Genomic DNA, 13,372 nt, shown 5'->3' on the forward strand with positions numbered 1-13,372 from the left:
AAGGGGTGATACCCGACAAATTCAAACTCATTCTTGGCTTGGCCAGGATGTAACAGATCCTTGGCCTGATCTCTGGCCCGGCTTTTTGAAACAAGATATCGGTCCGGTTCTTGTTCTAATTATTGTCCCAATTATTATCCAGGCCACCGCTCAAGGACACTCTAGCCCCAATTCCCCCTTAAGCCGGAGCCCTACTGCGCCGCTTTTCGCATTACGCATTGCATTTTGCCACGACTGGCTGCTGTTTTTATTGCAATATGCAATTAAAAGACTGTGTGTTAATTGGTAAATACAGCCTTTGCGAGTGCTAAGCATCCGTTTTAATTGCATAAATTGACAATCATGAGCTGTGATTTGCAGTAGCCTTGCCACTTGAATTGTTTGAGGTCCGCAGAAACCCTCACTTTTTCATTTTTAAGTGGCGTGTCCCGCGTTGATTGAGTTTTTATCGAAAAATAATTTTCTTATTATATTCAGTTAGTTGTGGGTGAAATTCTCAATAAAAATGCACTCACTGCTAAAGTTGGCGCGCCACCTGCACTACTCATGGTTAGGAAGTCTGTTGCGAGCCAGAATTCCTAACATAACTGGAGAAACCCATGGCACAGCAAAACATGACAGCGAGCACCATCGGCAGCAGGGCATTGGCAACCGCCCTAAACGCCGTATCCGTCATGGGACAAACGGGTCATATAATGACACCGACAACTCCAAACCCTACGATCTCCATTGTAGGATTAAAGAAAAACGACTTAGGCGAAGATAAAATTCGGCAACTCTTCGGTGATATGATTGAGGCAGAACAGTAACCCCCTCACGCTCTCAATTATCTAGGTCAAATACACGTTATCTCAAGCCTGTGTGAGATAACATGTATGGCGGGAAGTTTACTTCCCGCCATTTCTTTATGCGCTGCACCCAAATTCTTCGACAATTCATATACCAGTATTTTGGGGCCGTGAAATATGGGGCGTAATTTCAGCTGATTTATGCTTGGCTGCTTCGTGCCAAAAGCGGTCATCCAAATATTATTAATTTAAGATACTTTGTCGTTATTAGAATATTTCAATAATTTTATACTTTACACGGTGATGAATCTCCTTCTAAAAAACCAAGAATAGAGACCCGTTATTAAATGAGTGGGCACTACTTTTGGTCGAATTGTCACTAATTTTATCAATTAGATTGAATCTCTAATTTCAGTATGGGATACATTACAAATGGGCATATTTTTAATTACTCATCACGGATCTCAAAAAGCTGAGCTTACGCAGGCAATTGAAACGAAATTTCCTGATGATCACTTTAAAGTCAGTACGATGACTTGGCTTGTGTCTTTCGAGGGTACAGCTGAAAGTTTATCAAGAGATCTTGGAATCGTATCTGATGATGGGTCAAATATTGGGAGAACAATGGTAACGGGAGTTTCAAGTTACTATGGTGTTGAGCCTGTTGATGTCTGGGAGTGGATTAGAGTCAATTGGCCAGGAGGTCCTCATGGTAGATAATAGAGAACGTTTACAAGGTGTGGTGCCTGAGCGGATGGCGGAAGCTGCTCCTAACTATTCTCAACCAAGCCATGACTTTACTTTACAAGCAGTTATGGAGCTTCAAAAAAGTGTCGGAAAATTAGAAGCCACACTTGATAATGTTGCTCAAAAAATTGATGACCAAAAAAATGAAGTGAAAGGAGTTTGTACTCGTCTCGACGCTGTAGATAAAACGTTAAATAGAACAATAGGGGGAGCCGTAGTAAGCGCTATTTTAATAGTTGCGGCCTCTAGTGTTGTATGGTGGTTGATCGGAGATACTGTTGTTAATATGCGTGATCAAATGATTTCAGCGCCCGTCGTCATAAAATCTCCTGTTGTAGATAACGTGTCCCCTAAGAAAAAATAATTATTTTATTCTGCTTATTTCCATCAAAGCTATTCGATTTCACTGCAATTTCCTTTCCCAAGCTCCCAAAAATTATCACCATTGTAATTTAACTAAATGTTGAATTCCTCTTCTAATGAAGCTTAGAATTCAGGCTGGTGCCAGAAGCAGAACTCCTAAGGCACTTAATAGATTTATTTATTAGACCTACTTAATAATTAGATTTTTTCTTCTAGTTTTGGATATATCCAATTCCAACTTGCATCTATTTGATTTTCTTTAGACACATGTCTGTCTACCAAAGACTTTAAATCAATTGTAATTTCATCCAAATTTTTAGTGAGTTGATTAATATTTTCTTGTGTTAAAGAGAACCTATATTCACGATTTTTAACAGTTATTTTTCTTGGAGATGTAACATCAAACGATACAACATAATTGCCTGATTTCCACCTAAATAGGCTTTTTAAGTGTTCAATGTAATTATACATTTCTTGTGTATTCATAATTTGATCACTATGAATTTCATCATTACTTTTGAGAAATGCAATCTTCTCAATAAGGGAAGCCATCAAATTAGGTTGAGTGTCTACAAATTGTGAACTTTGAAATCTGAAAAATTTCTCAACCAGTGAGATCATGTTTAATTTTACAGCGATTGCATTTTGGTTTTTTGATACTGTTTGTGTCGCCCCTGCAGAATCTCGAATTTCACTGAATGTCTCACTCATACCCATCCATTTAAAAATATGGGCTCTTCTCCGCTTTGTTGAGTAGATTTAGGATTTCAAATAGAGCATAGATTGATTATCTGGAATGGATGATTGTCTAATTTTGAGTTTGAAGTATTCGGTATCCTTGATGCCTCTGGCTCGCTTACGGATCATTCCTATACTGACATTACCAGCCTCTATCCTGGCGCTTGTGAGCTTGTGTTTGGCGTAGTTGCAGATGCCCACACAATGTTTCCGTAGGGATTTCGCGAACTTTTTTAGATAGAGCATCTGTGACTGATCTGCTATCAGGCACCAACGTTCCAGTTGCTCCGCCATCGCCTCAAATGAAGCGGCACTCCACAGCAGCTGAAGCTGTTCTTTCAAGACGTAAAGTGCATTCAGGTTGCTATTGCTCTCCAGCAACCTTTGCAGCTTGTCACTTTGTTTTTCACTCAACTTATCCGCATTTTTGAGCAACAGATAATGCGTCCCTTTCATCAACTCTTTACCACTTGGATCGGCCTTTCTGAACTCAAGTCGACGCTGATTATGGATAGCTTTGCTGTAGTTTTTCATGACGTGGAAACGGTCAAATACTATGTCGGCCAACGGCAAGGACTCTCTGACAGCCTTTTGGTAGGCAGGCCCCATATCCATCGCTACGGCCTTTATTTTGCAGGCTGTATCTGGTTGCAGTTGTTTCAAAAACCTTGAAAAAACCTCGGCAGTTCGGCCTGCTTCAACCCAGATCAGATGACCGCCAACCATATCGTAGACCACCGTCATGTAGTCATGACCTTTCGCCCGGGCAACTTCATCTACACCAATATATTCCAAGCCAGTTAGCTCTGCAGGATCAAGCGTAGGGAGAGTTTCAATAAGGTATGCCCTGTCGATATTCTTGACCGTTTCCCATCGTATATCCAAATGTCTGGAAACCGCTTGAATAGACATATGCCGACATAATCCACTGATCAGTCGGCAAAATCGGTGAGTGAAACGGCACCCTTTATCAACAAAATCACACCCCTCAATGCGGCGTTCGCCCTTGTTAATATAAACCTGCGCCAGCTCAATCTCGACCACACAAGGATACCCAAAAAGGGGGATGTCGTTTACTTGTCGGCGGACATGCTGGTTGATGCTTCCCTTCTGGCCTGTAGCAGGGTCTATAGCCCTCCTACGCGCGTCTCGGCTGCAGTGAATGACAATCTTAACACCGCCGTCATCCAGTTTAATTTCATTTACACGTTGCCCTTTGAGGCCTAAAATATGCTGCGAGATGTTGATTGTCATATACCTGCTCTATGTAAAGTTATCAGAAACCATACATATCAACAGGTTACTTGGCGGTCGGCATCTTTTTCTACTCAACAAAGCGGAGAAGAGCCAAAATATGATTATCACCATTTTCATGTTTTATGGTGATGTAAATTCCATCTAGAATAGCATCTTTTTGCTCTATTCCTATTGCCATATTCAAATTAAAAATTGGACCAAGGGTAGTAAAACCAATTTGAACAGATGATTCAGGAATGAATATCACAAGCGGTTTTATTAAATAACTACGAACCATATTCCAAAGATGCGGTGCCCATGCTGCTGCGCCTACGAAGGCAGCTATTTCTGCGGGTTTAAGCACTTCAAATATATCACTAAGTGTCTTCATGTAATAAATCCTATAATAAGAAACACTGGCCAATCAGTTCGTTTAGTTGGCATCGTTCCATGTGAGTTTGATGAAGGTCAGCTATGGGTCGAAAACAGTCATTCCTCGCCTAACATCCAAACGCGTTTACTTATTTGGTCACAACATGCTTTAGTTGTAAAACTAATATCAATTGATGCTGGGTTGATTTTATTCAGAAGATAGTGGGCTATGGTGGCTTGTCTGGATTGCAGTTAATAGGGAACTACACAGACATATGCACAAATACTTATGAGGTGAGCAGATTTGAGTGTATCGCGTCAAGATTCTCAGACAGAAATTCCAGAACTGGTAGGGACGCGCTGTGAAGAGTTTTGTGGAGTAGGGAGGAGTCTTAAAGATGGCCTTGGCGTATTTTATATTTGCCTCTCTCGAACGTCCTATAGGTTTTTTATTGATGTAGGCGTTTTATTTTGGAGTGAGTCTCCAAAAGATCCTGAAGATGATCTTCTTGAGGGGGAAAGTTACATAGATTTACTGCCATCTTTCGGTATTCAGCCTTTGAGTAAAGTCACCAAGATTGAAATGAAGGAAGGTAAATTACTCATTCAACTAAATGAAAAAAATTGATGTTTGGGAATGACGACGATGATTCTACCTATGTGGAACAGCTCTAGTTCTTGGTTAGAAAGGATCATTGCCCACAAATTCGCCTGATAAACCAAACCTCAATTCAGAGTGGTTAGCTCGTACCTCATATTACGCCATATTCTCAGATATTCTTCTCTGAATACTATACAACATCACGATATTCACATGCTCCCCATCTCCGGATAACGGTACAAATACGGTTTCGTCTTCGACCATGGCGCCGTTTGAATTTGGGATGTCTGAATTATCATAGGCAACGCCTTTGGTCAGGATGACGTGACCATAATTGCCCCAGGCGTCTTCCCAGCTGTTGGCGTGGAAATTATCTCTGACACGTTCTCCCGTGGGGTCTTTCCCCCTGACGTCGACTTCGTTGGTGCCCACCAGTCGATAGGTTAATTCGTGGGTTTCCCGGTCGACATCAACTAGGGTTATCCCGGATAAAAACTGGACCATTTCGACGGGGTCAAAATCGCTGCGCGAAGGGATGGTATCATCCCCGCATTTTGCTTTCCACATCTGATAAAAAGCGGCGATGCGTTCATCATATTGCTGCAAAAAACTATCGTCAAAAACCCGGGCATTAAATTTCATCAACGGTGTCATTACAATTTACTTTCACGAATGAAATTCAATTATCGCGCTAGAGTAATCGGTTTTGATAATTGATAGCAAAAGTATTTTCAATAAAGTTTCATGAACGGTTGTAATGGCTTAGACCTCAATCGCTTTGGGTGCGGGCGGGGCCTCAACCCGCTCGCGATGTAACAGCACATAAACCGCCGGCACAAACACCAGTGCCAGGATCATGGAACCACCAACGCCGCCGGCGAGCACGATCGCTAGGGAAGGCCAGAAGTCTCCCCCGACGATGATTAGCAGAGGTAAGAAACCCCCGATTGTGGTCAGAGTGGTGGAGAGAATGTGGCGGGTGGTGCCGATGATCTGTTCGGCAATGGCCTGCCTGTTGCCCGCTTTGGCATCCGGGTTCGACTGGATCGCGGCGAGGACCACGATAGAGTTATTAAAGGCGAGCCCGATCAAGCCCAAAGTACCCAAGATGGTGTTGAAGCTGATCGGGAACTGGATCGACCAGGTCGACAGGAAGCCAAGACCAACGGACAGAACCGCGACCACCCCAAGCAGGATGGCGAGTTGAACGGAACGAAACACCAGAATCAGTGTGGCAATGGTGAGAGTGACCAGAATGGGGACATAGGTCACAAGGTTGCCTTTGGCCTCTGAATCTTTTTCGATCGCACCACCGAGTTCAACCCGGTAGCCCGCGGGCAGGGCAAAGCCTTCGGCCTCGAGTTGCTCCAGAACCCGTTTGGTCACATCGATGGGCAGGGCACCATTGCGGGTATAGCCCTTTATGATGTTGGTGCGCTCGCCATTATAGCGGGTAATGCCGCCGAGCTCGGGCCGCAGTTCGATCTTTCCAATCGCGGCGAGCGGAACCCAGGTATTGCTTCCTCCAGTTCCCGGGCCAGACTGAATTCCAGGTGAAACCAGCTGCATTGAAGATATGTCATTTAAGCTTGTACGTTGGCTGTCGTGATAACGTACACGTACGGGCATCTGTTCCAGATTTTCAATCACCGAGCCGCCAACGTTGCCTTCCAGATTGGCCTGCATTTGCTGGGCGATGTTACTCAGGGTCAGCCCCGCCAGCTTTGCTTCGTTTTCATCGGCGTTGAGCCAAAGCTTGGGCTCTCCGCGCGGCATGGTGACCTGGGTGTGGAGGATTTCGGGGTTCGATTGCAGGGTCAAACGCACCCGCTCGCCAAGGTCCTGTAGCTGATCCATGCTAGGGCCAAAGATGCGGTATTCGATATCGGCAACCACGGGCGGGCCCTGGCTGAATTGACCGATCACGATCTGGGCTTCGGGAAAGCGCTGGTCGAGCTTGGTCTGAAGCGGGGCAATCATCGCCTTGGCGGCTTCGCTGGTTTCTGCGGTCACGATGGCCTGGGCGTAGTGGGCGGCATTGTCTTTGTTCATGACCAGATTGTAATAGACGGTAGGGAAGGATCCGCCGACCAGCCAATAGACGCGCTTGGTTTTGGTATCCTCGCGTATAACCGCCTCGATGGCCTCGACCTCACGGCGGGTGTTTTCAATCGATGAATCGCTCGGCATCCAGACCTGAACCTCGAACATGTCGCGGTCGACCGGGGGGAAGAACTCGTTACCGAGGGATTTCAGGGCAATAAAACCGCTGATCGGCATAAAGCAGGCCAGCAGGATCGCGGCCATCGGTAGGCGCAAACCAAGGTGCAGACTGCCCCGATAAAACTTGGTCAGCCATGGCATGCTCAACCCATCGCGCCAAAAGCGCTTGGGCAGGTGTGCTGGCGGGGGGTTGGCAAAGATGCCCGACAGCCCCGCGGTAATGGTGAGGGCGATGACAAAAGAAGCGATCAGGGCCATGATCACGCCGCTGCCGATAGAGCCGACAAAATCGCCGACCCCACCGGGCAACAACAGGATCGGGGCAAAGGCCAACACCGTGGTCAGGGTCGAAGACAACAGCGGACTAAAGAGGTGACGCACCGCCGTGTCGACGGCTTCCAGTGGCGACTTGCCCTGCTGTTTATTCTGGATCACTTCGTCGGCCATAACGATGGCATTGTCGATCAAAAGGCCCAACGCGACGATCAGACCATAGATCGACATCTGGTGGATGGCGTTGCCACTGATTAACAGGCCAAACAGCACAACGGAAACCACAAGTGGCAGGGCGAGCCCGACGATAAGCGCCAGGCGCCAGCCCATCATCAAAAAGACCACACCGATCACCACCGCGGCCCCGGCGAGCAAGTTTTTCACCAATTCGCTCAACTGGCTGGTGGTATAGCTTTCCTGCTCAAATATCGGGTCAATCGCGATGCCGCCGCCGACATAGGTTGAAAAGTCATCGATCACGGCGTTGACTTCATTGGCCCATTTATCGACCCGCTGGCCGGTGGCCATCCGCGCGGCAATCAGCACGGAACGCTGACCATCAATAAGGCCGATTTCCGTGGTCGGCTTGCGCCAGTCCTTTGTTACCTCTGCAATGTCGCCGACGCGCAGGATGGCCTTTTGCTGATCGCTGACAAGGGGGATCTGGTTGATGCGCTCCAGCGAATTCAGCTCGCCCTGGACCTCGAGCAACACATTTGACTGCGCCCCTCGTAGCACCCCGGCGGGGGATTTGCTATCGGCCGCGGCGATCAGGTCTGCGACCTCTGTGGCGCTGAGGCCAAGCTCGGCGAGTTCGGCCGGATCAACCGTGACGGTGATCTCTTCCTTTGGCTCCCCATAAAGCCGCACCAGTTCGGTGCCTTCGATATTGCGCAGGCGATCGGAAAGATCCCCGGCCAAACGGTTTAAGATGCCCAGTTGCGCCGGGCTATCTTGTACCCATCGCACCCCAACGATCAGGGTAAAGGCGGCGGGATCGCGCTTGTCATCGATCACAGGGACCTGGGCCTCTGGCGGCAACTGGGGGAGGGCGTCACTGATCTGGTCTCTGATTTCAGAAAAGATCGCCTTGTTCTGCGACGCTGTTACGCTGTCTTGAAGCTCTAGCGCGATGATGGAAACTCCGGCGCGCGATGTTGATTCGATATCCTTGATCGCCGCGACTTCCTGCAATGCCTCTTCCAGAACTTCCGTGACCAGGGTTTCAACCCGCTCGGCCGACGCGCCGGGGACGGATGTAATCACGATGGGGTTGCGATTGACAATGCGCGGGTCTTCCAACCGGGGCAGGGACACCACCGCAGACAGTCCGCCGACCAGAATGACCACGATGGATAAAACCAACAGGTATCGGTTGCGAAAGAACAGGGTGGTGATGCCAAAGGGATTGCCGGTGCTCATTGGTTTATCTCCCTTATCGGGGCATTTTTCTGGTCATTTCCCAAATCATTTGACGCAAGGAGGTCTGCGGAAGGGAATTTCCCCACGGGCTGAATGCGGACCCGCTGGCCGGGCATAAGACGGTGCAGGCCACCGACCACGACCTGCTCTTGATCCCCGAGGGTGCCGCGCACAAAAATACGGTCGGCTTCCTGATGCACGACTTCCAGTTCTCTACGCTCCAGAACACCAGTGTTTTGTAGTTTCCTGTTTTCAGTATCTGGGTCTACTTGGGGACTACTTTTTGCGTCGGTATTTTCCTGTTTAGCGACCGCGACGTAGACCGCCCACAGACCTCGCGAACTCTCGGTGAGGGCGGTCAGCGGTAACCAGAATCCGGTCAGCTCGATCTCTTTTGCGATGTCGAGACGGGCCAGATCGCCGTAACGAATGCCATTGGGTCGTTGATCCCCCGATTGCAGGCTGAACAACACATCGACGCTGCGGGTGCCGCGATCACGCACGGGCAGGATGGACCGCACCCGGGCGGGAATTTCCTGTCCCTTGATGTTTAAAGTGTGCAGCTGACCAAGCGCGATATCTTCGACAGCGCCGCCCGCGAGACCGATCCTGACCTCGGGATTGCTGCGCTCCAGCAGATCAAACACGGGCACACCTGCGCTGATAACAACGCCTTCATCAGAAAAGCGGGTGCCGACAATCGCGGCAAAGGGGGCCTTGATCTCGGACTTTTTGATGCTGAGCTGGACCGAAGCGATCTCGCCCTCAACCTGGAGGATCTTGCCGTGCAGCGCCTGTTCGCTGAAGCGGGCTTCATCGTAACGTTGCTGCGAAGAGTGACCTTTTTTGGCCAGAAGTTCCTGGCGGTTTCGGGTCGCACGGGCGAGGTCGATGTTGGCCTGGAGTTCGGTGCGGCGGCCGCGCAATTGGCGGAGCTGAACCTTGTAGCGGGCGGTATCGAGCTGCGCGATCACCTGTCCCGGCTCCAGCACATCACCCTCTTCGGCCAGGATTGCAGCGACCAGCCCACCGAGCTCAAACCCGACCTGGCTTTCTCGCCTTGCTTCAACCCGGCCAATGAACGTGCGGCGGACCTCATAGCCCGTAACCTGTTGCGCTGCAATGGTGGAGACCGAAAGGATGCGTGGCTCTGGCGCCTTGTTTGCCTCTTGGTCCGGCGTCGTGATCGCCGCAAAACCGCTAAGGCCACCACCGACAACACCCGCCACCAAAGCCGTAATTCCCAAACGCGATATCAATCCCATCGATGTATCCTCCAATAAGAAGTGTATATACACTTCAGAGATTAAAAAAATAGTGTGCAAGTGTTGCCCAAAAAGAGCCGATCTAAACCCGATATAAACTCAAATTGGCATTTGTCGACTTGCTCCAGGCTAAGATTAGTCTGCACTACCAGCCGATCCCCGGCGCTTAAATCGCCCCTAACGGCCAGTTAACTCCGCCACGCCCGGCTCAGCTCTGGTTCGATCAAGTTCAGGTCTCGCCAGCGCCACCAGTTGGTATTCACAGACTTTAGCCAGTCCCTAGCGTCTGTTAGCCAACAAGAGCAACCATGTCCTGTTGCAGGGAAGTCCATCGCTCCGACCCGATGCGGCCAACGGTGGTTTCCTGCGCCCTGCGCCACAAGGGGGCGGCGGCTTCCAGGGTCTTGCGGCCCTTTTCAGTCAGGACCATCCCGCGAGAACGTCGATATCCCTCAGGCAGAACTTCGACCAACCCCTGCTTTTCCAGCGGCCCGAGATTGCGGGTCAGGGTGGTGCGATCCATGGACAGCGCCTTGGCCAGGGTGCCGATCGGAACCGCCTCATCGATCTTGTTGATCGCCGCAAGAATAGTAAACTGGGTCACCTTCAAGCCCACCGGCTTCAAGGCATCGTCGTAGGCGCGGGTCAGGGTTCGGGCCGCCGCGCGGATGTTAAAACAGGCGCAATCCTCGACGTTCTTCAGTTCTGTAAGCGGGTTCTTATTTGTCATTATGTGTATATACACTTCTTGAGGCAGTATTTCAAGCCCTCCCTCCAATTTTTTATTACCGAGCTCGAACCGAACTCAAAATAAAGTCTACTTTCGCCGACCATTTTTTTGTTTCATTCTTTATGGGTATTATTGCAAAGATGATGAGATCGCGCCGATACAAGGAGGAATCTGTGAGCTACAAACTGTATTATGCACCAGGGAGTGCCGCAATGGGGGCGCGCGTGTTGTTGGAAGAAATTAAGGTGCCCTATGAGCTGATACAAACGACAATATCGGGTGATAAACAAAGGTCGCCGGAATTATTGGCACTAAACCCAAATGGCTGGGTTCCCGTGCTCATTTGTGATGATACTGCAATGTATGAAGGCGCTGCCATTGCGATGTTCTTGTGTGATCGTCATCCTGAAACAGGGTTAGCCCCTAAGGTTGATGATCCCGTGCGGGGCCTTTATTTGCAGACGCTGGTGTATTTCTCCAGCTCCGTTCAAAACGCTTTTCAGCTGGCTCTTCTCCGCTTTGTTGAGTAGAAAAAGATGCCGACCGCCAAGTAACCTGTTGATATGTATGGTTTCTGATAACTTTACATAGAGCAGGTATATGACAATCAACATCTCGCAGCATATTTTAGGCCTCAAAGGGCAACGTGTAAATGAAATTAAACTGGATGACGGCGGTGTTAAGATTGTCATTCACTGCAGCCGAGACGCGCGTAGGAGGGCTATAGACCCTGCTACAGGCCAGAAGGGAAGCATCAACCAGCATGTCCGCCGACAAGTAAACGACATCCCCCTTTTTGGGTATCCTTGTGTGGTCGAGATTGAGCTGGCGCAGGTTTATATTAACAAGGGCGAACGCCGCATTGAGGGGTGTGATTTTGTTGATAAAGGGTGCCGTTTCACTCACCGATTTTGCCGACTGATCAGTGGATTATGTCGGCATATGTCTATTCAAGCGGTTTCCAGACATTTGGATATACGATGGGAAACGGTCAAGAATATCGACAGGGCATACCTTATTGAAACTCTCCCTACGCTTGATCCTGCAGAGCTAACTGGCTTGGAATATATTGGTGTAGATGAAGTTGCCCGGGCGAAAGGTCATGACTACATGACGGTGGTCTACGATATGGTTGGCGGTCATCTGATCTGGGTTGAAGCAGGCCGAACTGCCGAGGTTTTTTCAAGGTTTTTGAAACAACTGCAACCAGATACAGCCTGCAAAATAAAGGCCGTAGCGATGGATATGGGGCCTGCCTACCAAAAGGCTGTCAGAGAGTCCTTGCCGTTGGCCGACATAGTATTTGACCGTTTCCACGTCATGAAAAACTACAGCAAAGCTATCCATAATCAGCGTCGACTTGAGTTCAGAAAGGCCGATCCAAGTGGTAAAGAGTTGATGAAAGGGACACATTATCTGTTGCTCAAAAATGCGGATAAGTTGAGTGAAAAACAAAGTGACAAGCTGCAAAGGTTGCTGGAGAGCAATAGCAACCTGAATGCACTTTACGTCTTGAAAGAACAGCTTCAGCTGCTGTGGAGTGCCGCTTCATTTGAGGCGATGGCGGAGCAACTGGAACGTTGGTGCCTGATAGCAGATCAGTCACAGATGCTCTATCTAAAAAAGTTCGCGAAATCCCTACGGAAACATTGTGTGGGCATCTGCAACTACGCCAAACACAAGCTCACAAGCGCCAGGATAGAGGCTGGTAATGTCAGTATAGGAATGATCCGTAAGCGAGCCAGAGGCATCAAGGATACCGAATACTTCAAACTCAAAATTAGACAATCATCCATTCCAGATAATCAATCTATGCTCTATTTGAAATCCTAAATCTACTCAACAAAGCGGAGAAGTGCCTTGGGCGGCTTATTATCGCGGCGCCCGCATTGTATCTATCTGCTCCGGGGTGTTCGTCTTGGCAGCGGCCGGAATCTTGCAGAATCAAAAAGTAACGACGCACTGGCGTTACGCTGATCTTCTCGCTGAAAAATATCCAGAATTAAAAGTCGACCCTAATGTGCTCTTTATCGATGAGGGGCGTATCATGACCTCAGCTGGTTCTGCGGCTGGTCTTGATCTTTGTCTGAACATTATCCGCACAGATTTTGGCCCTGCAGTGGCAAACAAAGTGGCGAAACGCTTGGTGTTGCCTGCCCAACGCGATGGTGGGCAAGCTCAGTTCATCGATCGTCCTCAGGTGCGTCGGGAGCAAGCGATGGACGAGCTATTGCAGTGGGTTCGCGAACACATTCAATTGCCAATCAAAGTCGAGGATCTTGCCAAGCGTGCCCACATGAGCTTGCGGACTTTTATCCGTCGGTTTAAAGAAGCCACGGGCCTGCCACCAGCCAAGTGGATGATTCAAGAGCGCTTAGCGCTGGCTTGTACTTGTTTGGAAGAAACCGTGATGACGGTGGAAGAGGTGGCAACTCATTGTGGTTTCGGTATCGCTGATACCCTGCGCCATCATTTTCGTGACCAGATGGGAATCAGCCCGACGCGTTACCGCCAGAACTACCAACTTATCTAGGCCTGATTCAGGCCGTTTAGTTGGGTTCTGTGTTTTTGGTAGGTCGCAAGGTTATCCGGAGAGTATAAAATCAGTTGGAAT

At 48.9% G+C, this 13,372-nt stretch carries 14 protein-coding genes and 1 pseudogene; 8 read left to right on the top strand and 7 right to left on the bottom strand.

The window, feature by feature from the left end:
* The first annotated feature begins 599 nt into the window (after window positions 1–599).
* From ACOGW3_RS12955 to ACOGW3_RS12965, 3 genes are all read left to right on the top strand, one after another.
* Window positions 600–809 (top strand): hypothetical protein, encoded by a 210-nt coding sequence (locus tag ACOGW3_RS12955; protein ID WP_419903356.1) that lies wholly within the window; start codon window positions 600–602, stop codon window positions 807–809.
* 411 nt (window positions 810–1,220) lie between these two features.
* Window positions 1,221–1,508 (top strand): hypothetical protein, encoded by a 288-nt coding sequence (locus tag ACOGW3_RS12960; protein WP_419903357.1) that lies wholly within the window; start codon window positions 1,221–1,223, stop codon window positions 1,506–1,508.
* Entirely contained in the window at window positions 1,498–1,899 is a 402-nt protein-coding gene (locus ACOGW3_RS12965) for a hypothetical protein (protein WP_419903358.1), read from the top strand. The genes ACOGW3_RS12960 and ACOGW3_RS12965 overlap by 11 nt, the downstream gene beginning before the upstream one ends.
* Before the next feature lie 197 nt (window positions 1,900–2,096).
* Here ACOGW3_RS12965 and ACOGW3_RS12970 read toward each other — a convergent pair whose 3' ends face one another.
* Window positions 2,097–2,609: a hypothetical protein gene (locus ACOGW3_RS12970; RefSeq protein ID WP_419903359.1), complete on the bottom strand. Its 513-nt coding sequence runs from the start codon at window positions 2,607–2,609 to the stop codon at window positions 2,097–2,099.
* 48 nt (window positions 2,610–2,657) lie between these two features.
* Window positions 2,658–3,890 carry an ISL3 family transposase gene (locus tag ACOGW3_RS12975; protein WP_419901077.1) on the bottom strand — a complete coding sequence of 411 codons (1,233 nt, stop codon included), beginning with the start codon at window positions 3,888–3,890 and terminating at the stop codon, window positions 2,658–2,660.
* On the opposite strand from ACOGW3_RS12975, the gene ACOGW3_RS12980 reads away from it, so the two are divergent.
* Both ACOGW3_RS12980 and ACOGW3_RS12985 read left to right on the top strand, forming a co-directional pair.
* Window positions 3,877–4,038, top strand: a complete 162-nt coding sequence (locus ACOGW3_RS12980) for a hypothetical protein (protein ID WP_419903360.1) — start codon at window positions 3,877–3,879, stop codon at window positions 4,036–4,038. The genes ACOGW3_RS12975 and ACOGW3_RS12980 overlap by 14 nt on opposite strands.
* Before the next feature lie 510 nt (window positions 4,039–4,548).
* The gene (locus ACOGW3_RS12985; protein WP_419903361.1) at window positions 4,549–4,872 is read left to right on the top strand and encodes a hypothetical protein; all 324 of its coding nucleotides are present in this window, start codon (window positions 4,549–4,551) and stop codon (window positions 4,870–4,872) included.
* A gap of 129 nt (window positions 4,873–5,001) precedes the next feature.
* Here the strand turns inward: ACOGW3_RS12985 and ACOGW3_RS12990 are convergent, their stop codons facing one another.
* The 4 genes from ACOGW3_RS12990 to ACOGW3_RS13005 all read right to left on the bottom strand — a co-directional run bounded on the left by ACOGW3_RS12990 (window position 5,002) and on the right by ACOGW3_RS13005 (window position 10,758).
* Complete coding sequence (locus ACOGW3_RS12990) at window positions 5,002–5,487, bottom strand: PAS domain-containing protein (protein WP_419903362.1); 486 nt, start codon at window positions 5,485–5,487, stop codon at window positions 5,002–5,004.
* A 120-nt stretch (window positions 5,488–5,607) separates the two neighbouring features.
* Window positions 5,608–8,763 (bottom strand): efflux RND transporter permease subunit, encoded by a 3,156-nt coding sequence (locus tag ACOGW3_RS12995; RefSeq protein ID WP_419903363.1) that lies wholly within the window; start codon window positions 8,761–8,763, stop codon window positions 5,608–5,610.
* Window positions 8,760–10,028: an efflux RND transporter periplasmic adaptor subunit gene (locus tag ACOGW3_RS13000; protein WP_419903364.1), complete on the bottom strand. Its 1,269-nt coding sequence runs from the start codon at window positions 10,026–10,028 to the stop codon at window positions 8,760–8,762. The genes ACOGW3_RS12995 and ACOGW3_RS13000 overlap by 4 nt, the downstream gene beginning before the upstream one ends.
* A gap of 289 nt (window positions 10,029–10,317) precedes the next feature.
* Window positions 10,318–10,758: a MarR family winged helix-turn-helix transcriptional regulator gene (locus tag ACOGW3_RS13005; RefSeq protein WP_419903365.1), complete on the bottom strand. Its 441-nt coding sequence runs from the start codon at window positions 10,756–10,758 to the stop codon at window positions 10,318–10,320.
* Between the two features lie 143 nt (window positions 10,759–10,901).
* Between ACOGW3_RS13005 and ACOGW3_RS13010 the strand changes: the two are divergent.
* Window positions 10,902–11,156 (top strand): annotated as a pseudogene (locus ACOGW3_RS13010) (glutathione S-transferase N-terminal domain-containing protein); the annotation flags it as partial.
* Between the two features lie 18 nt (window positions 11,157–11,174).
* On the opposite strand, the gene ACOGW3_RS13015 reads toward ACOGW3_RS13010, so the two are convergent.
* On the bottom strand, window positions 11,175–11,372 hold the full coding sequence (locus ACOGW3_RS13015) for a hypothetical protein (RefSeq protein WP_419904075.1): 198 nt from the start codon (window positions 11,370–11,372) through the stop codon (window positions 11,175–11,177).
* On the opposite strand from ACOGW3_RS13015, the gene ACOGW3_RS13020 reads away from it, so the two are divergent.
* Both ACOGW3_RS13020 and ACOGW3_RS13025 read left to right on the top strand, forming a co-directional pair.
* Window positions 11,359–12,591: an ISL3 family transposase gene (locus tag ACOGW3_RS13020; protein WP_419901077.1), complete on the top strand. Its 1,233-nt coding sequence runs from the start codon at window positions 11,359–11,361 to the stop codon at window positions 12,589–12,591. The genes ACOGW3_RS13015 and ACOGW3_RS13020 overlap by 14 nt on opposite strands.
* Before the next feature lie 22 nt (window positions 12,592–12,613).
* Complete coding sequence (locus tag ACOGW3_RS13025; RefSeq protein ID WP_419903366.1) at window positions 12,614–13,291, top strand: helix-turn-helix domain-containing protein; 678 nt, start codon at window positions 12,614–12,616, stop codon at window positions 13,289–13,291.
* Window positions 13,292–13,372: the final 81 nt, after the last annotated feature.

Source organism: Kiloniella sp. (genome assembly GCF_965205715.1).
In the GTDB taxonomy this organism is placed as follows: domain Bacteria; phylum Pseudomonadota; class Alphaproteobacteria; order Kiloniellales; family Kiloniellaceae; genus Kiloniella.